We start from the raw sequence: 23,463 nt of genomic DNA on the forward strand, positions 1-23,463 counted from the left end.
AGATGTTTTGCTTTTAACGTTAAAAAGAACTTTAACCTTTTATAGAGATAGAAGCGACGCTATAAGAGTAAGTATCGGTTGTAGAAATGGTATGACAATATTGGAGTTTAAAAATAGAATATATGCGGGTGGTAAATATACAAAAAAGAATTTACCAGAGCATAGAAAAGATTACTTGCTTGCTATTAAGTTTGCAAAAAAATATTTTAAAATTGATTAAAGGAATAAAAATGAAGATGGAATTAGGAAAAAAATCAGATATAACAAAAGAATTGATTTTTAACGTGAGTGATTCAAGCTGGATTAATGTTGAACATCATATTATAAGTTATTATCCAATTGATAGTGATAAAACAGATTTAGAGTATGTAACTTTTACTCTTGAAGTTAGAAGTGATTATGATTTAGAGGTATATAAAGTCTTAATTGAAAAAATATATGTTTTTAAAAATAGAACATTTAAAATTGAATTGATAGCAAGCACTATACTTGATTATACAAAAAAAGATAATAGCGATAACAAGGAGGAGATTATATTAAAATGGGTTAAAAATGAAGTTAGAAATATTATGAGAAGTATGGAATGAAATATGTTTATTAAAGAAAAAACAAAGCATAATTTTACAATAACAAGTTCAGAAGTCAAGTTTCTTTTAATGAAATATCTTAAATTTAAAAGAAACTTTATAGGTGTATTAAGTGAGTTCAAACAAGGCGATTTCATAGAAGACATTGTGGCTTTAAAAGAAAATGAAATTATAGCTATTGAAATCAAATTATCAAAAAATGATTTTATTAATGATTTTAAAAATAAATCTTTAAAACACAAAAACAAAGATAAGAATTTTTATAATAAATTTTATTTTTGCGTTCCATATTATATGGCCGATTTTGCTAAAAATTATTTAAAAAATTTACCATATGGTCTTTTTGTTGTAAATGATTTTAAAGCCGTGGTAGCTATAAAAAAAGCAAAATTGTTAAAAGAAGCAAGATTTGTTGATAAAAAAATTTTATTTAATTTTTTATCCAGATCAACTAATGAGAATATAACTCTTATGCAAAAAAATATAAGGATTAATAATTACACAAATTAAACTAAAAAGGACTACAAATGAAAGAACTTATTAAAAAATTCACCAATAACAAAGAGTGTTTAAGCAAAATTGATAAGGATGAGTTTTATAAAAAACGTTGCGAAGATACTATTATAAGGGCGGCGAATATTTTATACAAAGAACCCTTAAAGCAAATATGTATAGCATTTTTTAAACCTTTGAAAAATGGTATTGCTTGTTTTTTTAGAGGGATTTTTTTTGGGGTATGGCTTATACTTAAAAGCCCTTATGATTTGATAAAGCCCCTTTATAATATCTATAAAAATCTTAAAATGATTTTTCTTTTTATTAAATATAAGAAAGAATTATTAAGGTAGTAAATTAAAGAAAAGGATTTGAATGCAAAATCTTAAAAAACAACTTATAAAAATAATTCATACCCTAAGAAAAGACGCTCATTTAAGCGATGATGAAAGCTATCGTTGGGTGTTAAATGAAAGATATAGTAAAAGTTCTTCTAAATATTTAAGCATTGAGGAACTTAGAGATTTTGCTATAGCTTTGGGGTATGATGAAAAGTTTTTAAAAAACACTAAAAAAGCAAGATATTTTAAAAATGAAAATACCAAAAGTGGAAGAGCTACAAAAAAACAGCTCAATATGATACAAGCTATTTGGAGTAAAAATGCTAAAAATCCTACACAATGGGCTTTAAGAGAGTTTATTAATAATATCATTAAAAAGCGACCTTTACATCTTTGGTATTTAAGTATAGAAGATGCTAATAAAGTCATTTTAGGGCTTAAAAATTTAGAAAACAACAACACACATTCAGCTAAGCGAAGCTAATGTTGTCTTTATAAAAATAAAGGGAGACTAAAATGATTTTAGAAATATATTCTTATGATAAAGAGCTTTTTTAACATTAGGCATAGAAAAACATTCGCAAATTACCTTTGCTGCTAAAAGAACAAGTATTGAAATAATACATAATGGAACTACTCATCAAATTAAAACCGATAAAGAATTTGGTATTTTGCTCAATGTAATTTGTATTATAAGAGAAAGGATTGATGAGAGCTTAGAAGAAAACGATAAAAGCTTAGTTATTGATATAGATGAGCTTATAGAAAATACTTGCAAAGAATTAGAGTAAAGATCTTATTCTTTTTTCCTTTTCACTCATAGGATATTGTTTGTCCCAAGCCTCCATAAGTTTTCTTTCTTGATCTGATAATCTAATATTATATGTTTTACTCATATATAAATAGCTTCTTGCAATCGAGCCTTTAGAATAATTAGCAGGATAAAATCTTTTTGCTTTAAAGTCTGTATATACTTTGCAATCTCCATATTGAGTATATTCTAAATTCAAAGGAGCCTCAGCATATCTAAAATTACTTCTATCACCATTAACCTCACCTATGGCAGGAACTAGGTTTTGTTTATCAGCTTCCATTTTTGCAAAAAGTGGATCATTTTGACAAGCTTTTCTACCACCTTCTTTCCAACATTGTAAATGTTTTCCAAAGTTTTGTGCAGGCATAATATGTTCCCATTCTATGCGTTTTGCTCTTTGATTGATTTTACCTTTTTTAGTATATTCATTGCGTGGAGTATATAAATCACTTTTAACTACTTCAAACTTAGTGTATTTTCCTTTTTTATTTGCTTTAAATGGAGCATTACAATAAAAATCATATTGATAAGCACTACCTAAACTATCATAAAGTTCAACTAATTCTTTCTTGCTTTCATTAAAATTATCACTAGCTAATAAAGATAAAGATGAGAATAATAGAATGGATAAGAGTTTTTTCATTGTTTTTCCTTTATATAAAAATGTAATTATAATCTCAATTTACCAAATTTTATTTTTTTAGATAAAATTTTAAAAATCTTTATTGAGGCTTAGCATGATCTCTAATAGTGAATATTTTGATTATTTTGTTGATTTTGTGAAAAATAATGATAAGAGAGAGATTTTAAAAGAATTTGGCGGTGCAAACATTTATATACCAAGCTATAAAACCTTACTTAGAGATGAAGAATTAAAAGAGGATTTTAAAACGCTTATAAAACAGGGTTTAACCACTAAAAATGCAAGTGTGGAATGTGCTAAAAAATATGATTTAAGCTTAAATGCTGTATATTTAATCACTAAAGAATTAAGAGAAAATTTAGAGCCAAGTTTGTTTTAGGTTTTTCTTTTATTTTTGTAAAACTTCCAATTAAAATTGATGTTTTTGTTAAAAAAAATATGATAGTATTTAAACTTTAAAACCCTATAAAGTTGTTAAGGAAAATTAGGTGAAAAAGTTAGTTAGAGATAGTTATGGGAAAGTTGGATATATCAATATTCCTTATGAAAATACTGGTAGCACTTGTAATATTAAAACAAATCCAAGCAACAATAAGGAATTAGATAATGAGTTGCAAAAGCTTAGTAATATTTTAGATGAATTATATGAAGAGTGTGAAATAAATGAGTTTTTCGAAAATAAGTTACGCTAAAAAGCTTTTTTCTGTATATATAGAATATATTCAAATTGATTTAGCTAATTCTCTTTTAAATGATAGTGTCTGCTATCGCAATATAGAGATCGTCATTATATTAAAAGATATATTTTTACTACTTCAACAGTCAAAAGAAGTATTAAAAAAGAAAAAAGAAAAAATAGATAAAATGTTCGAAATTCTTGATAGTATAATCGAAAAATACAATGATTCAAACAAAATTAAACTAGAACCTCAAAGAATTGATAAGTGTGATGATAAACTATTTGTTAATCTATTGGAAAATGAAGAGTTTGTTAAACTACTTGCTATTTTTTCAAGTGCAAATAGAATTTTTAGAAATTTTTTTAACGGGATATATATTGAAAAAGAAATTTTACAAAAATTTTCCAAAAGATTAAATTATCAAGGTTATTTATTTGTTCAGCCTTTATTAGAAGCAAATAACGCATTGTCGCATTTGGTTGTTTATATATACAATGGAAGTATCGAAGTTGAAAATGAACTAAAAAATATTGACAAAGCAAAAAATCATCTTTATAGGGCTGCTATTGATTATTATAAGATGTTTATTCGTTTTTCTATAGAAAAATCAAAAAATAATAGAAATAATATTTTTGCATCATTTTATTCTATACGAGAGCAAGAATTTTTACTTCTAGGCAAGGATTTAATGAAAAAAAATATCGAGTTTATTGATCCAACAACTGGAAACAAACAATTAGAATATATTTCTGAAGCATACAGAAAGCTTTTCATTTCAATTAAAAATGATTTAGATTTACAAAAAAATCTTAGCTCTCAAACTCAACACTAACTATATAAGCTGAGTCATTAAAGCTATGACTCACGCTTTTAATACTGAATTCATAATGATCCATATTAACATCTTTAATCTTAAGCTTTCCACCAGCTCTTATTTCTCTTCCTATAAGCTCACATCTTCCATTTAGCCCACCTTTTTGAAGCTCATTGAGTTTTGCCTGTGCTTTTTTAAAAGCTTCATTATCACTTTTTGGCTGTGATATATGCATTTTATAAATATTTTCCCCACTTCCTACTTTTATACTTTTTATCTTTGCTTCATTGATATCTTGCCACTCTACTATCACAGCAGAGTATTCATTTCTACCACTTTCTGAAATTTCTAATGAGCTACATTCACATAAAGCTATCTCAAAACAAGGTAATTTTTCATTTTTATTTGTAATGTTTGCAGCATTATCTCCTATTTTTCCATCTTTTTGTGCTATGATTAATGTATTTTCTTTTACGCAGCAAATAAAACCATAATTAAAAAGCAATTTATATAAAAATTCTAAATTGTTTTGATTATTTTGTAATACGCTCACTATGTTTTGATCTTCACCGCTTGTTTTGATTTTTAGATTATTTTCACTCGCTAGTTTTTGTGCTATAGTAAAAAGTGTCGTATTTTCAAAACTTCTTGTTTTTTTCTCTTTTATATTTGTGTCATTTTTTCCACTAAAATTAACAGCACTAGCTCTAACTTCAGTAGTATTTGAAGTGTAGTTTTTACTCACTACATTCACACTAAAGCTTCCACATTTATAAAGTTTTTCAAAGCCAAGCCAAAGTTCTAAACTATCTCCAAAAAGTGGCTTAGAGTAAAGCCCAAAAAAGCTTAAGCTAATCTCATCACTTTCACTACCTTCTTTATCTTCATAAGAAATACTTATGAGATTTTTAGAAAGTTTTTCTGTGATATCTTCACCTTTGGCAATAAGTTTAAACTTAGGTTTTCTTACCATAAGGCTTTTTCCTTATTTTCTTTGATTTCAAGTTGTGGTAGAATAATCTTATCTCCTGCTTTTAAAATAGGTTCTAATTTTGGATTAGCTATTAATACCTGCTCAAAACATTGTAAATTTTTATAATGTTTATAAACTATACTATCAAGTCTTTCATTATTTTTAGCTATATAAATCTTATTCATCAAAATCCCTTTCTAATTCTAAGCTAAAATCTTGCATTGCAAAACCACTCCCATCAACAAAAGAATTTTGGTTCTCATTTAAAGATAAAATGACAAATTTTCCATAATATCTTCCATTAGCTCCTGTTAAGTTGTAAGATTTTTGCTCTTTTGCCATATTTATAAGAGTTTCTAAATAAGTGTTTTTATCCCCTTTTAATGGCAATGTTTTACCTTGTATTTTAATTTTTTCACTTTCTTTAGAACTTGCAAATAAGGCATTGTGATTGTTAAGTCTATTCAAGCTAGTAATTTTATAATCACAACTTCGTTCTAAATTATCAAAATTTAAAGCTTTAAACTCAAAATCTCCTAAAGCTAAAACCATTTAAACTCCTTTTTAGTTTTGCAAAGCTAAAATTATTTTAATTAGATAAGGTTGATGATCGCAATGTAGTAGTCGATAGATACCTATTTTTATATGAATAGGGTTGGATCTGTATTGTAGGTGCAACTCCTACCGCCTTATCTGATTCTTTCTAGTGGTTCTTGTTTTTTATCATTTTTATTTACTTTCCCAAGTGTAATAAGTGCATTAGTTTTTCCAAATTTCTTTAGTTTGTAATCAGGTCTTATAATGATTTTATTTATTTTTTTACTATTTTTTATATCATCAAAAAAATAAACTAAACTTTCTTCCTTTTTGTCCCAATAAACCTCTTTTGCTTCATCCAAAACTTTAACAATTTGTTTTATTTCATCCGCACTTAAGGCTTGATTGTAATTTGCTTTTCTTTTAGGATTTGCGTGTAAAAGGTTGTTTTTGCTAAGTGTAAAGTATAAGTCTTCTAAGTTCTTTTTACTAAGTTTTTCCAAAAAATCTTTAGTTGTTTTATCCATTTTACCCACTTGAATGAAATTAATAGGATATTTTTGATTGTCATTAACAATCACTTCATCTATCATTTCATCTAAACTTTTTTGCCAAGTATAGAGTTCTTTTTTGTGAGTAAAACTCTTAGCTTCTTTTGTTTTTTTGGCTGCAGCACTTAACATGTTAAGTTTTATGAAATTTTGAACCACCTCAGTGTTTTTTTGCTTATAAAGCTCATCTAAAAGCTCTTCATCATTAAAGCCATTAAAATTACCTTCTTTAGCACTTGATGGTGGCGTTTTTAAGCCTTTAACTTCATTCTCTCCTAGTGCTAAAACATAACATCTACAACCATAATCATGCATGTTTACATCTGGATAGTGCGTATCCCAAAAAGGATCATCTTTGTGTAAAACTATACCATCAAATGCTCTGTGCTTATCTCTAACATGCGAATCTTGTTTTGTGCAATATTTAAGATAAGGCTTGATGCTTTTCATTTGATTTTCATAGATAGCTTTGGCTTTGGCTTTTCTTGAGTTTTCTTCAAAAATCTTTTTTAATCTTGCACTATTAAAATTAGTTTTTTTAACCTCACCTGTTTTTCTATCTATAATTTCTTTTGAACCCCACCAACCCTTAGCTTTTAATTTTTCTTCAGCACTCTTACTCCAAGTACTAAATTTATCTCCATTTTTTATGGCATTTACTAAAGAATTTTGTATATCTTTCAATAAGCTTTCATCCATAAGTTTAGCAATAGTAAAAACTTTTTTATGAGAAGAATGTGAAAGCTCATCATAATCAAAGCTAACTTGTGGCTTTTTATTTTTTAAAAATAAAACAGCTTCACTTGGTTCTTGGAAAAAACCTATTTTAGTGTTTGGCATTTTAATCCTCCAAATATCCCAAGATATTAGAATTAACTAAAGACATATAAAGATATTTTTCAAAATCAGCTTGCTTTAGACTAGAAAAACTCCCCTGAAGTTTTTCAAATACTTCATCATAATTTTTGCTTTCTTTAATAGTTTTTTCAAATTGTTCTTTGAAAAAATTTGCCATAGCCTCATCAACTTTTAAATATTTTTTTTGCTCTAAAGCTTTATCTATAAAATCTTCTTCAAAATCTTCTTTTAAAGTTGCTTTGTTTTCAAAAATTTCTTTATCTTTATCATTAGTTGTTAAAATTTCTTTAACAAGCTTTCCATCTACATTATAGGTTCTTTTAATATATTCTTCATCAAAACAAAACCCCATATTAAAAAGTTTTAGATCCCTTTCGCAAAGCTCATTTTTTGGCTCTGTTTCATTAAAAAATTGCACGAAAAGCTCATCTTTAAAATTATTGATTTCTTTAAAAAACTTAATTGCACGATTTAAAATAAAAAGAACGATTTGTCCATCTTGAGCAGCTAAGTCTTTTCTTATTTGATTATGAGACTCTGTAGCTGCTAAAGAGCCTCCGCTTACTTGAGAACTTAAATTAGCTCCTAAAACCACACTTCTTATTTGATTATCAAGATAATCTATTATTTCATTGTAATTTGCCTTAGCCTTTGGCTGAATTAAATCAAGTTCTTCTTCTTTATCAATAACGGCACTATCGCCATTTAACATTTGATGGATTTCACTAGCTAAGACATCAGGATCGCTATCTGTCTTTGCAACAGCCCAAGGAGAGCCAAACCTTTCTAAAAATTCCATCCAAAACTTTAAACTTGCATTTTTAAGTTTTACTGGAAAATAAAGTTTAGTTAGCAAGGCATCTCCATTTTTAAATAAGAAATTAGATCCAAAAAGTCCATAAATTACTTTTTTATCTTCGATAATTTCATCATATCCATTACCATTATAAATAAGCTCATCATTTTCATTAAGAGTAAAATTTCTAAAATCTCTTTGCTTTAAAATAGGATAGTAAAAACCATCTTTTAACTTGTAATTAACCTCAAAAATATTAAGCCCATAAAGATAGGTTTCTAAGATTTGACCTGTTAAATCAGGATTGAAAAAATACTCAAAATTTTCTTTTATTTTTTCATTTTCGCAAACGATTTGAAGCTCTTTAGCTAAAATCACACTTCTGCGTGATTGATGAGCTTGAGTAAAACTTAGATCTTTAAAAATCATTCTTTGATCGTTTTCGCTGATTTTAAGCACATTTAAATAGTTTGAGGTTATAAGAGTGTTGATAAGACTATTGTTTTTTAAAATAATTTCTCTTTTAGATTTGATTTCTTTTTTCATATTTTTCCTTTAAAAACGCCTTATTCTTGGAACAGAACTAAAATATTGCTTTCTTCTTTTAATGCTACTTTTTGTTCTTGCTAATAAAAATGCTCCTGCTAAACTATCAGGTGCATCATCGTTTTTACCCTCTGGAAATTCTAAAAGTTGATCTATAAGCATACTTTGGCTTTTATGTAAAAAAAGCTCTTCATTTTCAAAGGCAAGGCTTAAACTTTCAATACGCTCAAACTTACTAGTACTATTATTTTTACCTCTTAATGGTAAGAACACTCCACTCTCTAAACTTTTTTCTTGTATCCATTTTTTTAAGAAAAATTGACCGCCATTAGTTTCAATTTCAATTAAACGGCACTTATAATTTTTTTGGAGGTTAAAAATAGTTTTTATAATACTTTGTGCTTTTAAAATTTTAACAATACTTTCTATTACATAAAAACCATTTGCAGCTTTACCAATAACAGTAATTGCTGTATAATCACTTTTTGCTTTCTCTCCTGCTGGATCAATATACATGTAATATTGGCTAATAGGTGGCAAGTGATTGTAAAAATTAATTGTTTCAAGATTAAATATTTGATTTTCACTTCTTGGATTATTGAGCTGTTCTTTATTGAAAGCTTTTAGGTTTTCAGCTCTTAATTTCATTAAATCTTCTAAGCTTTTAGCTTCTTCCCAAAGAACCTTAGCTCCTTTATCCATTAAAACTTTATTTTTTAAATAAAAATTATGAGCGATTTTGAAATCACTATTTCTATAAAGTGTAGCATACTCATCCCATAAATCAAGTCTTTGTGGAAATTCTTCAATTGATCGAAAGATTTTTGGATTCCAAAAACCAAGTTTTAGTTTTCTTGCTAATACGCTATCATTATGCAAAATTGTACCAATATAAAGCACATCAAGCTTTCCATCAGCACTTCCTAGGTTTAAAACCGCTTCATCTACCCAATCTTCTAATTTATCCCTTTGATCTTTACTTCTAACATTAGTGTCATTTTCTAAATCATCTAAAATAACCAAATCAGGTCTTTTGACCCCATATCTAACACCACGAAGTCTTTTTCCACTACCAAAGGCTTTAATCTTTACACCATTATTGCTAACAAATTCCCCCACACGCCAAGTTTTACCAATTCCCACAACCTCAGGAAAGTCAAGTTTTAAATGTGGATTATCTTCAAGTTCTGCTTTTATAGCTTCAAGCATTCCTTCCATAAGTTCGACTGCATCTGAAATTTCTACTATAAAGCTTTTATAGTTAAAAACTAAACACCACAAAGGAAAAAGTTGTGAGGTATAAGTTGATTTACCATGAGCTCTTGGGGCAGCTATAGCATGTTTTTCTCCTTTGTTTTCTTTTTTAAGAGCCAATTTTTCAAAAACTTTATTTAAATGCAAATGTAAAGCACACTCGCCTTTGATGGTAAAATAATGTGGAAAGTAAGTTCTTGCAAAATAATCAAAATCCACACTTGCTTTTTTAATCCTCTCTTCTTTTAGATTAGGATTTAAATGGCTCTCATGTAAAAATTGAGTTTTTAATTCATTTTTAAGAGTATCCATCCATTCTAAAAAGTCTTTTCTTTGCATAGCACCTTTTAGCTCATTTGGAGTATTCTCGTGTTTTTGCTCATTTGAGATTAAAAACTCATCTAATTCTTCTTTGGTAAAAAGCATTACTCATCCATTGCTAAGATTTCTTTTTCTATCACGCCACTTTCTAAAAGCAATACTAATTTGCTCACACAATCTTTATCGTTTTTCAAATGGCTTATTATGATTTCAACTACTTTTTTAGCGACATTTAAACGATAAGTACTTGGATCTTCAAGTCTTGCTACTTTTCTCATTTTTGAAAAGCTATCGCCTATTCTTGCGATGGCTTCAGTTTTCTTTTCTGCATTCATTTTTTCATCAGCATTAATATTTTCGATAGCACAAAACATTTGCTCGGTAAAACTTTCATATAAAGACGCACTTTCCTTATCTTTAATTTTTGAAGTTAAAAGATTAGCTTTTTGCTTATCCCAATCGCCATCTTTGGCTTTGTAGTTTCTAATCGTTTTTTCATTGCGGTTTAAAATTTTTGCAATTTTAAATATATCAAAACCTGCAATATAAAGCTCTTTTGCTAAATCTTTCAATTCATTATTAGCCATTTATTCTCCTTAAATCCATTCTTCTTCTTTTAACTTTAAATGCTCTAACTTTATTTTGTGGAAGAAAATCATCCTCACTAATTTCAGTTGGAATTTTTTTATTTGCCATTTTTAAAAGCAAATCATTAGCCCATTCTATAATTTCATTCAAACTTTCCTTTGGAAAATCATTGCGGCGTTTTAATTCCATGATTGTAAGCTTTACACAAATATCTTTTAAAAGTGGAGTTGGGTTTTTAGGTATCTTTATAAAACTTGCAATATAACTTTGTGCATCATTAATAGCATCATCAATCACTTCTTTATCACAAACTCCATCAGCATTTAAATCGCTAAGCTCTGCTATGTCATGAACGCTTAATTCTTTTATCAAGTCCTTTTCATCTATCATAAAAAGATGTGTTTTAGTTTCTATGATAAGTTCTTCTTCTAAAATTTCTTGATAATTCATTTTAAAAAACCTTTTTTAATATGGTTAAAATATGGTTAAAATCGTTTAAAATATTTTCCTAATATCCTTTTTAGCTTTAAAAGCATTTTTTGCCTTTAAAGCTAAAATTGTGCGTTTTATTCTAAAACAAGCTTAATAAGCCCATTTGGTCTGGTGCAAACTGGCATAGCTCTCATTTCGCCTACGATTTCAATTCCAGCACCACGAGGTAAAATTTCAGGTTTTGAAACAAACATTAAACTTGGTGCTTTTCCTAAAGCATCAGTATGGTTTGCTCTTGTATAATAAATGCGATTAGAATTATCCTTTGGTACAACCATACCTTCAGTGCCTTTTAAAAATTCAACGCTTTTTCCATTTGTATTTTTATATTTTGCACTATAGCGGCGATATTTAGCCCCATATAAAATTAAGGACTTATCTTTATCATCTCTAATTGCAAGATGATTTTTATAAAGATCTTCGTTCAAGGCTAAATTAGAAATAGCCGCAAAAAGTTCATTTCCACAAAGCACTTCATAATCAGCATTTGTTCCAAATTCATCAATAATTGCCGTATCAATTGCATCACAAACACTGCCTAAAGTCACACTCCCGTCTTTTTTAACGCTAACAACTTTCTTGCTTGTGCTGCCAAAGTCAAAAAGCACATTTCCTTTGCCATCTAAAATCTTGCCAAATAAAGCACCATTTGCCATATATTCAAGTGTAGTGTTAAAGCTTTCTTTCATTTCTTTAACCAAAACCCCAAGAGCCCCACTTAAGCTTTTAGTCTGAGCTTCTTGCAAAGCTAAAGACCTTAAAGAATTAATTTCACTTGCACTGATTCTTTTTGCTAATGCAAAGCGTGGTAAAGGTATATTTAAAATAAAAGCATCTTTGGTATTTTCTAAAGAATGTTCCCCATTATCTGAAATGCTATTTAACACAATTCCAGCGCCTTTTATAATTTCAACCCTTACGGTGCTCTCAAGACTTGGGATTTTATCCTTAAAAAAAGTATCACTTACAAAGCGAGGTGAAGCTTTAGTTTGATTGATAACTTCAGTTACTTTTGTGCTTGAAAAAAGTTCCAAAAGTTGCTCTAAATCCATTTTTACTCCTTATTATTGATAATTAAATTTTGCATAAAAGCTTTTTTAAGTGCACTTGCATGAACACCTTTTAAATTAATTTCTCCTGCTAATAAAACACCATAAACTCCAGAGCTTAGAGCGTGATCTTTAAGCATTGCTAATTTAATATTTTCTTTTGCACTAATATCTTCATCTGGACATTTTTTAAAGTTTTCTCCAAAATCTTCGCTGATTAAAAGCGTTCCAATAGCTAAGCTTTCATTAGTTTCAAGTTCAACTTTTGCATTGATTGAAAGTAAATCTTTATTGATAAAACTTTCAAGACTTTTTGGCATAGCAATTAAAGGATCATTACTTAAATTTTTTGGTGTGACTTTTGGTGGCATTTTTTCTCCTTTTTCGTTTATAAGTTCCTTAGTGGTTTCATTTTCACTCACATCCTCTTCATTTCCTATACTCTCATCTTCTAAAGACAAAGTTTCAGGCAAGTTTTCATTTTCTAACTTTTCAGTTTCTTTTTTAGTTCTAGCCATTTTTAATCTCCTAACATCATTTTTACAACATCAAGCTCACTAGTTTTTGCTGTGTTTTTGTTTGCAAAAAGATTATTTTTTGGAATTTGTGTGTTAGCTTGGGTATCCTTAGTATTTAAAAAACTTTTAAAGCCCTCTAAATCCTTGCAAGCATAAGTTAATGCCCATTCTTTTTGACAATTAGCTATTTTGCCAGTGCTTAAAGCATTATCAACTAAAGAACTCGCCAAGTTTTTAACGCTTTCTTCGTTTTGCTTTTTTAAAGCTTCATTTTGCTCGGTTAAAGAGCTGTTTTCATTTTTTAAAGCTATAATCTGAGATTCTAGCTCTTTAATTTTTTCATCCATTCTCTCTCCTTTGTTTTGATGAATATTGTTTTTGTTTGCAATGAGTTCGCCTAGCTCATCAATAAATGGCGTATTTGTTAGTGCGACTGAGTGAAGCTTAGCTCTTACTAGTTCTCCGCTTTTATTGTCTTTTGCATTAAATTCAAATACAGGGGATAAATATCGATATTGCTTATTTGCTATATATTTTTTAGCTTCTTCGTTAAACTCAGCTTTTGCCATTAGTGCATCATTTTCTAAGAAAAGCTCTTTAATCCAACCTGCAGCTGGAGCTTTTTCATTTTTCAAACTTTGATGTTCGTAATCAATAACCAGATCAATCTTTTTTTGATTAAAATTTTCAATCATTGATTTTAAGTCTTTATCATCTACCTTAAATCTACCATTGTTATGTCCTTTCCACTCGCCCTTGATTGCTACTTTTATAGGCTTATCACTGCGGACTTCAACTAAATTTTCTTTATTGATAAAAAGCATTTTAAATCCTTAAAAAATCATTTTTTGGCAAAAAACCACTTTGCAAAGTTCTTGCATAAATACTTAAATAACCATGATCACTAACTCCTTCATAAATCTTTTTAAGATCTTTTAACTCTACTCTAAAGCCATTATTAAATTCTGCATTTAAAAGCACCTTATCAACGTTTTCTATAGTGTCAAATAATTTATGTTTTGCATCTATTCTATGTTTGGATGTTTTTGATTTAGTGTGAGTTAAAATATAAAGTTTCCAAGTACCTATTTTATTTTCTAAATCTTTATAACTTTCTCCTTCAAAATCAAGCAAAAGCGAAGCTTTTAAACCATTGATACAAGTTGCTATATTTTGAGTGTTTTCAAATTCCCCTAAATATGCTCTGATATTAAAATCTTCAAGTAATTTTAAAAGTTCAACTTCAAATTCTTTAAGCATTTGTTTCCTCATAAAAAATTGATGGCATTTTAGAATGAGAGTTTTTCACTTTCAAATAATGATTTTTGTATAAATGTTTTAGCACAATTTTTTTCTATTTTTTAAAGATCCTTTTTTATTAAACTTGCAGCAATTCAAAGGAGAAGAAAATGAAAGCAAACCTTTATTTTAAACTTGATGAGTTTAAATGCAGATGTGGAAAGTGCCAACTGCCAAAAGATATACCAAGTGATGAGCTTGTGGATATTCTTTGTCAAATAAGGGAGCATTTTAACTCACCTTTGATTATAAATAGTGGCTATCGTTGTCCAGATCACAATGCTAAAGTAGGAGCTGCTGTTAAATCTCAACACACTATTGGCAGTGCGGTAGATTTTGTAGTTAAAGGTGTTAAAACTCAAGATGTACATCAATATGTTTTAGATAATTTTAATGATAAAGATTTAGGAGTCGCTATAAAACATAATTTTGATAATCCTTATGCAGGATTTGTGCATATTGATACGCGTGGTAAAAAAGCAAGATGGACTTATGCTTAAGGCTTGTAGGATGTTTGATATATCTAAACTATTTGGTTTTGAAAAAATAACTATTTTTGCCTTAGTTATTTTAAGTTCTTTTTTGTTTTTTAAAAATTACACCTTAACTTTAGAAAATGAAAATTTAAAACTCAAGTCTTTGCATTTAAATAGTGAAATAAATGTATTTAAAGATAAGTTAAAAGAGCAAAACAAAGCTATTGAAAAATTAAAAATAGAGTTAAAACCCAAAGAGGTTTTAAAAGAAGTTTTAAAGGTTGATAAAGTTTTTATCAAGGATAAAAGCTGTCAAAGTGAGCTTAATGCTTATAAGGAGCTTTTTAATATCTTAGGTAGCAAGCAATGAGAATTCTTTATATAAAAATGTTATTTTTTTCTTTTATTTTTAGTGCCTGTGCTAACAAAGATATCCTAATTAAAACTGAATTTAAAGAGGTTAAAATACCTGTTAAATGTCCTTTAAAGCTTCCTTTAAAACCTTTAAACAAGGGTGATTTAATAAGTGCAAAAGAGCTTAGTAAATATTATTTAGAAGTTGAAAATATAGCAAAACGATGTACGGAAAAAATACAATGAATGAATTAGGAATTATTTGCGACATTAAAGACAATAAAGCAAAAGTTGCTATTGGAGAAATGGTAACAGATTTTTTAAGTGTTTTTCAAGCAATGTCAAATTCTTATGCGGTGAGCTTTTCACCTTTAAGAATAGGAGAACAAGTTTTAGTAATACCTGTGCGTGGAGACTTAAATTCAGGTGTAATTTTACGCGGACTTTATCAAGAAAAACACAAAGCAAAAAACACAGATGCTAATACCTTTAACATAGATTTTGAAGATGGAACACATTTAGAATATAACTCTAAGAGTAGCACTTTAAAGCTTGATGTAACTAAAGATATAAATATTACCTGCATTAATGCAAATATTAAAGCAGATAAGGTTTTAGTTGATAGTCCTAGTATTGACTTGGGACTTGATGGTAAAGGTGTGGTAACTACTGAATGTATTTGTGCTTTTACAGGAAGCCCACATCCACATGGCTCAAGTAACACTAGGAGTAAAATATAATGGCAATTTCACAAGACTCTTTGGTTTTTAAAATGCAAAAGCATCTACTAAATGAAGGTTATACAAAAGTAGAAGATGAAGATAATGGCAGAGGATATAGGAGATATTCTATGCCATTTTTAAGAGCTTTAGCTGGTGCTGTTGTAGAAGAAATCAAAGATAATGCTAAAGCAATTGACACAGCAGATGGTGGTAAGTGGAGTATAGAATGAAATTTATGGTAAATATTGAAGAAAGTGTTAAAGACATTTTGATCACTCCTTTGGGCTCAAGAGTAATGAGACCTGAATACGGCTCTTTGCTTTATACATTAATAGATAGAAAAATTGATGATGATTTTAAAATCAAACTCACTAAATACACAGCAGAAGCTATTTCTAAATGGGAAAAAAGAGTAAAGTTAAAAGGTGTTAGACTTAATGAATGTAAAGATAATAAATTAAACATTACTTTACTTTTTGAAAACCATCAGGATTTGAAAGTGGAGCTTAGTAAATGAGTGAAATTTTAAACGCTAATAATGCATACTTTAAACAAAGCTTTTTAAAAGATATTCCTTATCCAAAAATCATAGAAGAGCTTGATTTTGAAAAGATTTTAAAAGATCTTGAGGAGCTTTTTAAAAGCTTTTTAAATGAAAATGTAGAACTTTTAGAATCTGATCCATTTAAGGCTGTATTAGAAGCACTTGCCTATAGAGAAATGATCATTAGAGCAAGAATTAATGAGAGTATAAAAGCAACTTATCTTCATTATGCTAGTGGGAGTGATTTAGATAATGTAGTTGCAAATGGCTATTTGATACAAAGGCTTAAAGGGGTTAAACCAATAGCCAAAGTAGAGTTTGAATTAAATACCTTACTAAGTTATGATGTAATCATCCCAAAAGGCACAATTTTCTCTAATGAAAAAGCGGATATTGCCACCTTAAAAGAAGAAGTAATCATCAAAAAAGGACAAAGTAAAGCACAGGGTGTTTTAGAGCTTGATGAGTTCATACAAAGCAAAGAGAGTAAAACTGAGTTTTTGCAAACCCCTCTTCCTTTTGTAAGCAAGATCAAACAGCTTGAATATTTTAATGGTGGAGCAAGCAAAGAAAGTGATGAGAATTTAAGAGAAAGAGCTGTGATGAGTGTGCATAGATTTTCAACAGCAGGAAGTGAGAAAGGCTATATCTACCATGCTTTAAGTGCAAGTGCGAAAGTCGCTTCTATAAAGGCTTTAAATAATGGTGCTGGAAAAGTAAGAGTTATTATTAAAAGTGAAGATGAAACAAGTGTTAATGTGGTTAAAGAGTATTTAAGTGCGGATGAGCGAAGACCACTAACTGATGAAGTCAGTGTGGAGCTAGCTAAAAAAAGAGAATTCATCATAGAAGCTAAGCTTTTGCTTTTAGAGCTTTCAAGAGCTAATGAAATTAGTGAAAAAATCAATGCCTTACAAAGTGATTTTGATCTGAGTGTAGATTTAGCACTTGGCTTTATTTACAAATGCTTACATCAAGACGGAGTTTATAAGAGTGAAATTTTAAGCATTAAAGAAAGAATTACAAATAAAGAAGAGCAAGAATTAAAAGACTTACCTTTAGCAAACATAATAATAACTGATGATGAGTTTGCAAAAATTAGCTTTTTACTAAGTTATGAAAAGGCAGTGCTATGAAGGGGCATTGCGTAGCAATGGGTCGGGAAGCCTTCAGTAAAAGCGACTTTGAGCGAACTTCGTTTGCACAAAGTGATAGAAAGGCTATATTATGAGTAACTTAGTTTTAAGCCACCACCCAAAACAAAGTAAGGCTATTGATTTAAGTGCAAAGGCAAGATTTGAAGATTTAAATTTAGCTAGTATCACAAATTTAGCACAGCATTGTGATGAGAGATTATTGCCAATTTTAGCAAATGCTTATGATGTGAGTATTGATGGTTTAAGTCAAAAAGAAGCAAGAGTACTTATATCTAAAGCCTTGCTTTTAGATAGATACAACGGAACTGCTTGGGCTATAAAAGAAGCCTTAAAAGCTGTATTTCCAACAGCAGTGGTTAAAGAGTGGTTTGAGTATAGTGGAAAGCCTTATTTTTTTAAAGTTAAAGTAAGCACAACTAGTGTTAGCTTTGATGAAAGAACGCTTAATGCTTTAGAAAGATTAATTTATGATTTTAAAAATGTTAGAAGCGTTTTAGAAGCAATTGAAATAGAAATACAAAGCAAAAATGATAGCTTTAATGCTAGTGTAGAAATAAGCGGAGAATCTTTAGAGATTTTACCTTTTCAAACTACACAAATTTCAAGCAAACAAAAATCAAGCTTTAATGTAATGGGTATTTTTATGTGTGAAATATCAAAATCAAATGTTGATTTTAAAGGAGTGTATTAATGCAAAAAAATAAATACTATACTATTTTAACAAAAATTGGTATTGCTAAATTTATAGCTGCTCGTGCAAGTGGAAATGGGGTTAATTTAAAAAGCTTTAAACTAAGCTCAAGAGTTATTCTACCAAATGAAGAAATGCAAAGCTTAGAAGATGTTGTTTATGAAGCTAATATTAACTCAAAAAGCATTGATGAGCAAAATCCTAACTATGTTAATTTAATGTGTCATGTTCCAAGTAATATAGGTGGGTTTGAAGTAAATGCCATAGGTATTTATGATGAAGAAGGAGATTTACTAGCTGTTGGTAATACTCCAAGAACTTATAAACCATTACTAGAGCAAGGAAGTGCTAAAGAGCTTATGATTAAAGTGGTAATGGAGCTTTCAAATGCACAAGAGGTCATCTTAAAACTTGATCCTAGTGTGATTATGGCAAGTCGTGATTATGTAGATGCTATTAAAATAAAACTTGAGCTTAAAATTACAGCTTTAGAAGAAGAATTAAAAGCTTTAATTGACACAAAAGAAAATATAGGCGTAGCAGCTGATTTGGATGCCAGATTAAGGGATAAATTAACAGCCCTTATTGACACAAAAGAAGATATAGGCGTAGCAAAAGCTCTTGTAGATGCTTTAAGAACTGAATTTGCTGAAAAAATTGACAAATTATCCTTTTTCAATAGTTTTAGATCTGTAGTAAAAGAAAATAATGTTGTTTATACAAATAATACAAAAAAGCCAATTATTATCATAGTTGCTGGACAATGGGTCAGGCATGGAAATCATGATGAATCTAAAACATATTATGCATATTCTGATATCTATATTAACAATATTTTGATAGCACAAGAATATGTAAGTGAAAAAAATCTTGCATTTTCTATGGGTATTATTCCCCCAAATGCAACATACAAAATAAATGCTAGTGATAGAACAGATAGATTAAATCCAGCAAAACATATATGTTATGAAATATCTTAAAGGATTAAAATGAAATATTTTATAGACAAAAACGATAATAATCAAATTTATGCCTATGAAGATGATGTAAAAAATGAACAAATCAAAGGAGGATTGATTCCACTTAGCGAAGAAGAATTTAATACTCTAATCAATCCACCTAAAAGTGAAGATGCTATATTGAAAGAATTAAAAGAAAATAAAATTAATGAAATTAGAATCAAAAAAAACGAAGTTTTAGAAGGTGGAATAATCTACAACAATAAGATCTTTCAAACAAGAGAGAAAGATAAGCTCAATATCAACGGAGCAGTAACTAATTTAATGCTTGATATGCAAAGTGGATCAGGAAGTATCAAAGAAATTGTTTGGATTGATATTGAAGATAAAAAAGTAATTTTTACACCGCAAGAGTTTTTACAATTTGCTACAGCAGTGGCTTACAATACTCAAGAAATCACTTTTAAAGCTAATGCACTTAAAGAAAAAGTAGAGCAAGCAAATTCCAAAGAAGAACTTGAAATTATCGTATGGGAGGAATAAATGCAAATGATAGAAAATTCAGCTAACAGTATTTTATTTGGTGGTTCTTTCATTTTAGCATTTTTCTTTCAATTCTTAGCTTATATAGGTATAGAAGAAGCTCAAGTGATGATATTAGTGTGTATATTTTTCTTTTCAGCAATAGTTGGTTTTTGTAGAACATTAGCTTTGGGTGAAAATATAAGAATATATACCTTTTCGGAGCTATTATCTAAAATTTTAATGTTAGGAATCCCTTTTGTGTTTGCTTTAGGAGCTAAGCAAATAGATGCATTATATTATTTTGTAGATTATAGTTTTAGTTTTTTGATTTTAGGAGAAATTCTTTCTGTAATGATCAATATTCAATGTATAAAAACAAGAAAAACTATAGCTGAAATTGATATTTATAATATTGCAGTAGAAAAAATAAAAAATTTTTCAAGTGCTTTTTTGAAAACAAATACTTATATAAAAGATAAAAATGAGGTTAAAAATAATGATAAAAAATAATCTTAAAAGAGTAATAGTAAAGCCTTTTAATAAGGATAGATTTGAACTTCAAAAGGAATTTGAAGTTAGTTTGTGTAATTTAAAAATTACTATACCAAAAGGTTTTACAAGTAATGGAGCAAATATTCCTAGAATTTTTTGGAGTATTTTTCCACCTAATTCGCCTGAATATCTAAGTGCGGTTGTTGTACATGATTATTTGTGCGAAAAAGCAAATTCAAAAGATGATTATAAAATAGCAGATTTGGCTTTAAAAGAAGCTATGCAAGAATTAGGATGTTCAAGATTTAAAACCTTTGTTTTTTATCATGCATGCAATAGTTTTCATATAGTTAAATGTTTTTTAAAAGGTATCTAAAAAGGAGTTTAAAATGGATTATGGCATTTCTTATATACCAGAAGATGGACAAGGTAATTTAATAAAACCTCCAATTCAAAAACCAGAAATAATTAATAAAGAAATTATAGAAGATCTTATAGATAAAAAACTAGAAGGAGTTGAGGGTATTAAAGGAGAAAAAGGAGATACTGGACAAAGTGCTTATGAGCTTTGGCTTAGCAAAGAAGGAAATGAAGGAAAAAGCGAAGATGATTTTTTAGCTTCCTTAAAAGGAGAAGCTGGTGAAAAAGGTGATGCAGGAGAAAATGTTTCTAAAGAAGAATTAAGTCCTATAGTAGAAGAAATTATAAGTAATTTACCTCAAAAAAGTGGGAGTATAGTTACTTCCTTTGAATTACCAGATCCTGATATAAAAGCTGAAGTTGGAAGCTTGATAAATTATGTTAATGAGGAAAGCTCTACTATTTATTTATGTATAAGAAATCAAGGTAGAGGTTCAGTGTGGCTTGATTTGTTTTCTAAGAAAAAAATAGCTAACCAAGAATACACAAAAATAAAATTTAAAGTAAAAACTCTTTCAGGACAATATGGAGGATGTTTAAGTGATGTATTGTTTGCTTTTTCTAATGGATTTGCACATACTATAATGACTGATGAGTATAGAAATGATAATTTAGAAGAAGGTAACTTTATAATCAAAAAAAGTGGAATAGGAGGAACTTCATCTACTTCTCAACCTCAAAGAGGAGATTGTATCTCTCAGGTATTAGCTAAAGATGAAGTTTTAGGGAAAATTAAAACTACAGGAATATATCCAGCCTCAGGACATAATATTCATAATTCTTTAGCAAGGTATTTTAATTTTGATGATAGTGCTGCAAATGAGCAATCTTATTATACTTGTTGTTTATGGAGTCAAAGTGGTGAGTATGAAGTTGAAATTATACTTTTTAATGATGAAGTGCCTAATAAATTTTTTGTAAGAGGGACTGGATATTACGGACAAGTATATATTCATAGTCTAAGTGTCGAAAAAATTGTTGCTAAGGGTGATGAGATTAAAGAAACCATACCTTTTAACACTCAAGTTTTACCACCTTTTGGCACCGCTAAAGAAGATGAAAATCACGCTGGATATATCTTTGATGATTATTATAAAGCTTATTATCAAAGTAATACTAGTGCCAATGATGAACAAAATAATTTATTTAGTGATTATGGACAATTTGCTAATTTATTTTTAATTACACAAATAAATCAAAAAAAACAAAAAGATAACCAAAAAAACACAAAAAAAGGAGTTAAATAATGGCAGCTAATTATGGAGTTAATTTTACTATAGAAAATGGTGCAGCTAGTCCTATAACCATACAAAGTGATACACCTATAGGTATTGCTGGAGTGATTGAAGGTGCAAGTAAAGATATGATTTATACTAAGGCTGGATATGAAAGTGCTGAAGCTATGCCAATTTTTGCTTTTTCTAATGTAAATAAAGCAAAAGAGTTTATAAGTGATTTAATTAAAGAACATAATTTACAAGATTTTAGGCTATTAGATACTTTAGAATGCATTAATTTACAAAATGTTTCTAATGTTATTATTATCAGTTTTTTTGAAAAAGATGCAGAGGATGAAAATACTTTAGCAAATGCAAGTAATGCAATAGAGATGTTTAAAAAAGCAAAACATCGAACAGGCTTTGCCCCTGATTTAATCATCGCTCCTTATTATTCTCATGAAGCAGGAATAAAAGCTAAACTTCAAAGCGTAGCACAAGCTATGAATATCACAGCTATTATAGATCTTTATGCTACAAATGTTGGAGAAGCTATTAATGCTATGGAAAGTTTTAACTCAAAAAGATTAGTAGCCACTTGGCCTTGGGTGCAAATTTTAAATACTCAAGGAAAATATACTTATGTTCCTCAAAGTCCAATCATAGCAGCAATGATAGCACATACTGATGGAGATAAAGAATATGGCTTTAGTGATTCTTATTCAAATAGAGCTATGAATGGAATAACTGGAAGTGAGTATTTTATAGAGTTTATTAATGGTTTAGATTGTGATGCTGATAGATTAAGAAAAAATCATATTTCAACCTGCATCCTTTATGAGGGTTTTAGAACTTGGGGCGGGGAAAGTAGTGATGAAGATACCATATGGCAAGATTTAGCAAGAGTAAGAACTTTTGATCGTATAGCCATAGCAGCCCAAAAGGCTTCTTTTAAAGCAATTGATAAAAAAGCTAGTGAGCTTTATTTTGTAAAGATTAGTGTTGAAGAAATGCTAAGAAATTTAAAAGGTGCTAAGGTTTTAATTGGTTATGATGTAGAGTGGGATGAGGAGCAAAACACTCCAAGCAATGTTAGTGCTGGTAAATTTTACTTAAAAGTAAGAATGATGAACAACCCGATTGTAAAACAATTAACCATTAACTTCAAATACTCAGATGAATGGAGTGATGATCTGATTAAAACTATGCAAGGAGAATAAAAGTGAAAAGAAAAATTGGAGAAGTTATACAAGAATGCAATGTCTATATAGATGGTCAAGGTTATTTAGGAGTAGTTAGAAACCTAAAACTTCCTGATATTGAGCAAGAAATGATAGAAACAAAAGGTGCTTTAAGTGCAAATTATGGCAGTGGTGTGTTGAAACCATTAGAAATCTCTTTTAAGCTTTCTGTAGTCGATCCTGTGCTTTATGCTGCATTCTTTCACACAACATATAGCACTATTAAAGCGCCCATTCTTTTTAGAGAAAGCGTACATCAAGGAGGCGATAATCATGGAATTAGTGCTGAAATTATGGGCGAATTTATCAGTTTAAATGAAAGTGATCATGAAAGCGGCAAGGAAGTGGAAGTTGAAATTAAAATAGCAGTTCATTTTTACATGCAAAAAAGAAATAACATTCCAATCATTATCTACGATCATAAAAACACTATTTTAATGATAAATGGAGTAGATTTAATGAGTGATGTAAGAAGCAAATTAACCATTTAATCTCTAATTAACCAATAA

General features: G+C 28.9%; 36 protein-coding genes. 23 read left to right on the top strand and 13 right to left on the bottom strand.

The window, feature by feature from the left end:
• The 5 genes from QZ429_RS03775 to QZ429_RS03795 all read left to right on the top strand — a co-directional run.
• On the top strand, nucleotides 1–220 hold a 220-nt coding region (locus QZ429_RS03775; RefSeq protein ID WP_291951313.1), incomplete at its 5' end, for a hypothetical protein.
• Nucleotides 221–230: 10 nt separating this feature from the next.
• Nucleotides 231–587 carry a hypothetical protein gene (locus tag QZ429_RS03780; RefSeq protein ID WP_291951316.1) on the top strand — a complete coding sequence of 119 codons (357 nt, stop codon included), beginning with the start codon at nucleotides 231–233 and terminating at the stop codon, nucleotides 585–587.
• 69 nt (nucleotides 588–656) lie between these two features.
• Nucleotides 657–1,097 (top strand): hypothetical protein, encoded by a 441-nt coding sequence (locus QZ429_RS03785; protein WP_291951319.1) that lies wholly within the window; start codon nucleotides 657–659, stop codon nucleotides 1,095–1,097.
• 17 nt (nucleotides 1,098–1,114) lie between these two features.
• A complete protein-coding gene (locus tag QZ429_RS03790; RefSeq protein ID WP_291951322.1) occupies nucleotides 1,115–1,435 on the top strand; it encodes a hypothetical protein in 321 nt (106 codons plus the stop codon).
• 22 nt (nucleotides 1,436–1,457) lie between these two features.
• Nucleotides 1,458–1,907, top strand: coding sequence for a phage protein GemA/Gp16 family protein (locus tag QZ429_RS03795; RefSeq protein ID WP_291951325.1), 450 nt, complete (start codon nucleotides 1,458–1,460; stop codon nucleotides 1,905–1,907).
• A gap of 298 nt (nucleotides 1,908–2,205) precedes the next feature.
• On the opposite strand, the gene QZ429_RS03800 is transcribed toward QZ429_RS03795, so the two are convergent.
• Nucleotides 2,206–2,880: an endonuclease gene (locus QZ429_RS03800; protein ID WP_291951328.1), complete on the bottom strand. Its 675-nt coding sequence runs from the start codon at nucleotides 2,878–2,880 to the stop codon at nucleotides 2,206–2,208.
• A gap of 94 nt (nucleotides 2,881–2,974) precedes the next feature.
• On the opposite strand from QZ429_RS03800, the gene QZ429_RS03805 reads away from it, so the two are divergent.
• The 3 genes from QZ429_RS03805 (at nucleotide 2,975) to QZ429_RS03815 (ending at nucleotide 4,392) form a co-directional block, all read left to right on the top strand.
• Entirely contained in the window at nucleotides 2,975–3,259 is a 285-nt protein-coding gene (locus QZ429_RS03805) for a Mor transcription activator family protein (RefSeq protein ID WP_257933479.1), read from the top strand.
• Nucleotides 3,260–3,368: 109 nt separating this feature from the next.
• Nucleotides 3,369–3,572: a CJH_07325 family protein gene (locus tag QZ429_RS03810; protein WP_291951334.1), complete on the top strand. Its 204-nt coding sequence runs from the start codon at nucleotides 3,369–3,371 to the stop codon at nucleotides 3,570–3,572.
• Nucleotides 3,544–4,392: a hypothetical protein gene (locus QZ429_RS03815; protein ID WP_291951337.1), complete on the top strand. Its 849-nt coding sequence runs from the start codon at nucleotides 3,544–3,546 to the stop codon at nucleotides 4,390–4,392. The genes QZ429_RS03810 and QZ429_RS03815 overlap by 29 nt, the downstream gene beginning before the upstream one ends.
• Here the strand turns inward: QZ429_RS03815 and QZ429_RS03820 are convergent.
• The 12 genes from QZ429_RS03820 to QZ429_RS03875 all read right to left on the bottom strand — a co-directional run bounded on the left by QZ429_RS03820 (nucleotide 4,370) and on the right by QZ429_RS03875 (nucleotide 14,117).
• A complete protein-coding gene (locus QZ429_RS03820; RefSeq protein ID WP_291951339.1) occupies nucleotides 4,370–5,347 on the bottom strand; it encodes a phage tail protein in 978 nt (325 codons plus the stop codon). The genes QZ429_RS03815 and QZ429_RS03820 overlap by 23 nt on opposite strands.
• Nucleotides 5,341–5,532: a tail protein X gene (locus tag QZ429_RS03825; RefSeq protein ID WP_291951340.1), complete on the bottom strand. Its 192-nt coding sequence runs from the start codon at nucleotides 5,530–5,532 to the stop codon at nucleotides 5,341–5,343. The genes QZ429_RS03820 and QZ429_RS03825 overlap by 7 nt, the downstream gene beginning before the upstream one ends.
• Nucleotides 5,525–5,899, bottom strand: coding sequence for a phage tail protein (locus tag QZ429_RS03830; protein ID WP_291951344.1), 375 nt, complete (start codon nucleotides 5,897–5,899; stop codon nucleotides 5,525–5,527). Before QZ429_RS03830 ends, QZ429_RS03825 begins: the two co-directional genes overlap by 8 nt.
• A 137-nt stretch (nucleotides 5,900–6,036) precedes the next feature.
• Complete coding sequence (locus tag QZ429_RS03835; protein WP_291951347.1) at nucleotides 6,037–7,275, bottom strand: phage minor head protein; 1,239 nt, start codon at nucleotides 7,273–7,275, stop codon at nucleotides 6,037–6,039.
• A 1-nt stretch (nucleotide 7,276) separates the two neighbouring features.
• Entirely contained in the window at nucleotides 7,277–8,635 is a 1,359-nt protein-coding gene (locus QZ429_RS03840; protein WP_291951350.1) for a DUF935 family protein, read from the bottom strand.
• 9 nt (nucleotides 8,636–8,644) lie between these two features.
• Nucleotides 8,645–10,315 (bottom strand): phage terminase large subunit, encoded by a 1,671-nt coding sequence (gene terL / locus QZ429_RS03845; protein WP_291951353.1) that lies wholly within the window; start codon nucleotides 10,313–10,315, stop codon nucleotides 8,645–8,647.
• A complete protein-coding gene (locus QZ429_RS03850; protein WP_257933487.1) occupies nucleotides 10,315–10,797 on the bottom strand; it encodes a DUF1804 family protein in 483 nt (160 codons plus the stop codon). Before QZ429_RS03850 ends, terL begins: the two co-directional genes overlap by 1 nt.
• Entirely contained in the window at nucleotides 10,790–11,248 is a 459-nt protein-coding gene (locus tag QZ429_RS03855; RefSeq protein WP_291951359.1) for a phage protein Gp36 family protein, read from the bottom strand. Before QZ429_RS03855 ends, QZ429_RS03850 begins: the two co-directional genes overlap by 8 nt.
• A 116-nt stretch (nucleotides 11,249–11,364) precedes the next feature.
• On the bottom strand, nucleotides 11,365–12,342 hold the full coding sequence (locus QZ429_RS03860; protein WP_291951362.1) for a major capsid protein: 978 nt from the start codon (nucleotides 12,340–12,342) through the stop codon (nucleotides 11,365–11,367).
• A gap of 2 nt (nucleotides 12,343–12,344) precedes the next feature.
• A complete protein-coding gene (locus QZ429_RS03865) occupies nucleotides 12,345–12,857 on the bottom strand; it encodes a hypothetical protein (protein WP_291951365.1) in 513 nt (170 codons plus the stop codon).
• A 2-nt stretch (nucleotides 12,858–12,859) separates the two neighbouring features.
• The gene (locus QZ429_RS03870; protein WP_291951367.1) at nucleotides 12,860–13,681 is read right to left on the bottom strand and encodes a phage protease; all 822 of its coding nucleotides are present in this window, start codon (nucleotides 13,679–13,681) and stop codon (nucleotides 12,860–12,862) included.
• 1 nt (nucleotide 13,682) lies between these two features.
• Nucleotides 13,683–14,117 carry a hypothetical protein gene (locus QZ429_RS03875; protein ID WP_291951370.1) on the bottom strand — a complete coding sequence of 145 codons (435 nt, stop codon included), beginning with the start codon at nucleotides 14,115–14,117 and terminating at the stop codon, nucleotides 13,683–13,685.
• Nucleotides 14,118–14,266: 149 nt separating this feature from the next.
• Here QZ429_RS03875 and QZ429_RS03880 point away from each other — a divergent pair, with 149 nt between their 5' ends.
• The 15 genes from QZ429_RS03880 to QZ429_RS03950 all read left to right on the top strand — a co-directional run bounded on the left by QZ429_RS03880 (nucleotide 14,267) and on the right by QZ429_RS03950 (nucleotide 23,445).
• Nucleotides 14,267–14,656, top strand: coding sequence for a D-Ala-D-Ala carboxypeptidase family metallohydrolase (locus tag QZ429_RS03880; protein WP_291951374.1), 390 nt, complete (start codon nucleotides 14,267–14,269; stop codon nucleotides 14,654–14,656).
• Nucleotides 14,657–14,666: 10 nt separating this feature from the next.
• On the top strand, nucleotides 14,667–15,002 hold the full coding sequence (locus QZ429_RS03885; protein ID WP_291951377.1) for a hypothetical protein: 336 nt from the start codon (nucleotides 14,667–14,669) through the stop codon (nucleotides 15,000–15,002).
• A complete protein-coding gene (locus tag QZ429_RS03890) occupies nucleotides 14,999–15,232 on the top strand; it encodes a hypothetical protein (RefSeq protein ID WP_291951380.1) in 234 nt (77 codons plus the stop codon). Before QZ429_RS03885 ends, QZ429_RS03890 begins: the two co-directional genes overlap by 4 nt.
• Nucleotides 15,229–15,726, top strand: a complete 498-nt coding sequence (locus QZ429_RS03895; RefSeq protein WP_291951383.1) for a phage baseplate assembly protein V — start codon at nucleotides 15,229–15,231, stop codon at nucleotides 15,724–15,726. The genes QZ429_RS03890 and QZ429_RS03895 overlap by 4 nt, the downstream gene beginning before the upstream one ends.
• Complete coding sequence (locus QZ429_RS03900) at nucleotides 15,726–15,938, top strand: hypothetical protein (protein WP_291951386.1); 213 nt, start codon at nucleotides 15,726–15,728, stop codon at nucleotides 15,936–15,938. Before QZ429_RS03895 ends, QZ429_RS03900 begins: the two co-directional genes overlap by 1 nt.
• Nucleotides 15,935–16,225 (top strand): GPW/gp25 family protein, encoded by a 291-nt coding sequence (locus tag QZ429_RS03905; RefSeq protein ID WP_291951389.1) that lies wholly within the window; start codon nucleotides 15,935–15,937, stop codon nucleotides 16,223–16,225. The genes QZ429_RS03900 and QZ429_RS03905 overlap by 4 nt, the downstream gene beginning before the upstream one ends.
• Complete coding sequence (locus tag QZ429_RS03910; RefSeq protein ID WP_257933500.1) at nucleotides 16,222–17,388, top strand: baseplate J/gp47 family protein; 1,167 nt, start codon at nucleotides 16,222–16,224, stop codon at nucleotides 17,386–17,388. The genes QZ429_RS03905 and QZ429_RS03910 overlap by 4 nt, the downstream gene beginning before the upstream one ends.
• A gap of 91 nt (nucleotides 17,389–17,479) precedes the next feature.
• Nucleotides 17,480–18,100: a phage tail protein I gene (locus QZ429_RS03915; RefSeq protein ID WP_291951393.1), complete on the top strand. Its 621-nt coding sequence runs from the start codon at nucleotides 17,480–17,482 to the stop codon at nucleotides 18,098–18,100.
• The gene (locus tag QZ429_RS03920; RefSeq protein ID WP_291951397.1) at nucleotides 18,100–19,080 is read left to right on the top strand and encodes a phage tail protein; all 981 of its coding nucleotides are present in this window, start codon (nucleotides 18,100–18,102) and stop codon (nucleotides 19,078–19,080) included. Before QZ429_RS03915 ends, QZ429_RS03920 begins: the two co-directional genes overlap by 1 nt.
• 9 nt (nucleotides 19,081–19,089) lie before the next feature.
• Complete coding sequence (locus tag QZ429_RS03925) at nucleotides 19,090–19,602, top strand: DUF4376 domain-containing protein (protein WP_291951400.1); 513 nt, start codon at nucleotides 19,090–19,092, stop codon at nucleotides 19,600–19,602.
• Nucleotides 19,603–20,094: a hypothetical protein gene (locus tag QZ429_RS03930; protein ID WP_291951402.1), complete on the top strand. Its 492-nt coding sequence runs from the start codon at nucleotides 19,603–19,605 to the stop codon at nucleotides 20,092–20,094.
• Nucleotides 20,081–20,452, top strand: a complete 372-nt coding sequence (locus QZ429_RS03935; RefSeq protein WP_291951405.1) for a DUF1353 domain-containing protein — start codon at nucleotides 20,081–20,083, stop codon at nucleotides 20,450–20,452. Before QZ429_RS03930 ends, QZ429_RS03935 begins: the two co-directional genes overlap by 14 nt.
• Nucleotides 20,453–20,465: 13 nt before the next feature.
• On the top strand, nucleotides 20,466–21,743 hold the full coding sequence (locus QZ429_RS03940) for a hypothetical protein (RefSeq protein WP_291951408.1): 1,278 nt from the start codon (nucleotides 20,466–20,468) through the stop codon (nucleotides 21,741–21,743).
• On the top strand, nucleotides 21,743–22,933 hold the full coding sequence (locus QZ429_RS03945; protein ID WP_291951411.1) for a phage tail sheath family protein: 1,191 nt from the start codon (nucleotides 21,743–21,745) through the stop codon (nucleotides 22,931–22,933). The genes QZ429_RS03940 and QZ429_RS03945 overlap by 1 nt, the downstream gene beginning before the upstream one ends.
• Nucleotides 22,934–22,935: 2 nt before the next feature.
• On the top strand, nucleotides 22,936–23,445 hold the full coding sequence (locus tag QZ429_RS03950) for a phage major tail tube protein (RefSeq protein ID WP_291951414.1): 510 nt from the start codon (nucleotides 22,936–22,938) through the stop codon (nucleotides 23,443–23,445).
• Nucleotides 23,446–23,463 lie beyond the last annotated feature (18 nt).

Origin of the sequence: Campylobacter sp. (assembly GCF_020024835.1) — a bacterium.
Taxonomy (GTDB): domain Bacteria; phylum Campylobacterota; class Campylobacteria; order Campylobacterales; family Campylobacteraceae; genus Campylobacter_D.

What these genes read in the sequence shown, in the direction of transcription:
- QZ429_RS03780 (WP_291951316.1), top strand. Translation starts at nt 231, where the DNA reads ATGAAGATGGAATTAGGAAAAAAATCAGATATAACAAAAGAATTGATT.
- QZ429_RS03785 (WP_291951319.1), top strand. Translation starts at nt 657, where the DNA reads ATGAAATATCTTAAATTTAAAAGAAACTTTATAGGTGTATTAAGTGAG.
- QZ429_RS03790 (WP_291951322.1), top strand. Translation starts at nt 1,115, where the DNA reads ATGAAAGAACTTATTAAAAAATTCACCAATAACAAAGAGTGTTTAAGC.
- QZ429_RS03795 (WP_291951325.1), top strand. Translation starts at nt 1,458, where the DNA reads ATGCAAAATCTTAAAAAACAACTTATAAAAATAATTCATACCCTAAGA.
- QZ429_RS03800 (WP_291951328.1), bottom strand. Translation starts at nt 2,880, where the DNA reads ATGAAAAAACTCTTATCCATTCTATTATTCTCATCTTTATCTTTATTA.
- QZ429_RS03805 (WP_257933479.1), top strand. Translation starts at nt 2,975, where the DNA reads ATGATCTCTAATAGTGAATATTTTGATTATTTTGTTGATTTTGTGAAA.
- QZ429_RS03815 (WP_291951337.1), top strand. Translation starts at nt 3,544, where the DNA reads ATGAGTTTTTCGAAAATAAGTTACGCTAAAAAGCTTTTTTCTGTATAT.
- QZ429_RS03820 (WP_291951339.1), bottom strand. Translation starts at nt 5,347, where the DNA reads ATGGTAAGAAAACCTAAGTTTAAACTTATTGCCAAAGGTGAAGATATC.
- QZ429_RS03825 (WP_291951340.1), bottom strand. Translation starts at nt 5,532, where the DNA reads ATGAATAAGATTTATATAGCTAAAAATAATGAAAGACTTGATAGTATA.
- QZ429_RS03830 (WP_291951344.1), bottom strand. Translation starts at nt 5,899, where the DNA reads ATGGTTTTAGCTTTAGGAGATTTTGAGTTTAAAGCTTTAAATTTTGAT.
- QZ429_RS03835 (WP_291951347.1), bottom strand. Translation starts at nt 7,275, where the DNA reads ATGCCAAACACTAAAATAGGTTTTTTCCAAGAACCAAGTGAAGCTGTT.
- QZ429_RS03840 (WP_291951350.1), bottom strand. Translation starts at nt 8,635, where the DNA reads ATGAAAAAAGAAATCAAATCTAAAAGAGAAATTATTTTAAAAAACAAT.
- terL (WP_291951353.1), bottom strand. Translation starts at nt 10,315, where the DNA reads ATGCTTTTTACCAAAGAAGAATTAGATGAGTTTTTAATCTCAAATGAG.
- QZ429_RS03850 (WP_257933487.1), bottom strand. Translation starts at nt 10,797, where the DNA reads ATGGCTAATAATGAATTGAAAGATTTAGCAAAAGAGCTTTATATTGCA.
- QZ429_RS03855 (WP_291951359.1), bottom strand. Translation starts at nt 11,248, where the DNA reads ATGAATTATCAAGAAATTTTAGAAGAAGAACTTATCATAGAAACTAAA.
- QZ429_RS03860 (WP_291951362.1), bottom strand. Translation starts at nt 12,342, where the DNA reads ATGGATTTAGAGCAACTTTTGGAACTTTTTTCAAGCACAAAAGTAACT.
- QZ429_RS03865 (WP_291951365.1), bottom strand. Translation starts at nt 12,857, where the DNA reads ATGGCTAGAACTAAAAAAGAAACTGAAAAGTTAGAAAATGAAAACTTG.
- QZ429_RS03870 (WP_291951367.1), bottom strand. Translation starts at nt 13,681, where the DNA reads ATGCTTTTTATCAATAAAGAAAATTTAGTTGAAGTCCGCAGTGATAAG.
- QZ429_RS03875 (WP_291951370.1), bottom strand. Translation starts at nt 14,117, where the DNA reads ATGCTTAAAGAATTTGAAGTTGAACTTTTAAAATTACTTGAAGATTTT.
- QZ429_RS03880 (WP_291951374.1), top strand. Translation starts at nt 14,267, where the DNA reads ATGAAAGCAAACCTTTATTTTAAACTTGATGAGTTTAAATGCAGATGT.
- QZ429_RS03885 (WP_291951377.1), top strand. Translation starts at nt 14,667, where the DNA reads ATGTTTGATATATCTAAACTATTTGGTTTTGAAAAAATAACTATTTTT.
- QZ429_RS03890 (WP_291951380.1), top strand. Translation starts at nt 14,999, where the DNA reads ATGAGAATTCTTTATATAAAAATGTTATTTTTTTCTTTTATTTTTAGT.
- QZ429_RS03895 (WP_291951383.1), top strand. Translation starts at nt 15,229, where the DNA reads ATGAATGAATTAGGAATTATTTGCGACATTAAAGACAATAAAGCAAAA.
- QZ429_RS03900 (WP_291951386.1), top strand. Translation starts at nt 15,726, where the DNA reads ATGGCAATTTCACAAGACTCTTTGGTTTTTAAAATGCAAAAGCATCTA.
- QZ429_RS03905 (WP_291951389.1), top strand. Translation starts at nt 15,935, where the DNA reads ATGAAATTTATGGTAAATATTGAAGAAAGTGTTAAAGACATTTTGATC.
- QZ429_RS03910 (WP_257933500.1), top strand. Translation starts at nt 16,222, where the DNA reads ATGAGTGAAATTTTAAACGCTAATAATGCATACTTTAAACAAAGCTTT.
- QZ429_RS03915 (WP_291951393.1), top strand. Translation starts at nt 17,480, where the DNA reads ATGAGTAACTTAGTTTTAAGCCACCACCCAAAACAAAGTAAGGCTATT.
- QZ429_RS03920 (WP_291951397.1), top strand. Translation starts at nt 18,100, where the DNA reads ATGCAAAAAAATAAATACTATACTATTTTAACAAAAATTGGTATTGCT.
- QZ429_RS03925 (WP_291951400.1), top strand. Translation starts at nt 19,090, where the DNA reads ATGAAATATTTTATAGACAAAAACGATAATAATCAAATTTATGCCTAT.
- QZ429_RS03930 (WP_291951402.1), top strand. Translation starts at nt 19,603, where the DNA reads ATGCAAATGATAGAAAATTCAGCTAACAGTATTTTATTTGGTGGTTCT.
- QZ429_RS03935 (WP_291951405.1), top strand. Translation starts at nt 20,081, where the DNA reads ATGATAAAAAATAATCTTAAAAGAGTAATAGTAAAGCCTTTTAATAAG.
- QZ429_RS03940 (WP_291951408.1), top strand. Translation starts at nt 20,466, where the DNA reads ATGGATTATGGCATTTCTTATATACCAGAAGATGGACAAGGTAATTTA.
- QZ429_RS03945 (WP_291951411.1), top strand. Translation starts at nt 21,743, where the DNA reads ATGGCAGCTAATTATGGAGTTAATTTTACTATAGAAAATGGTGCAGCT.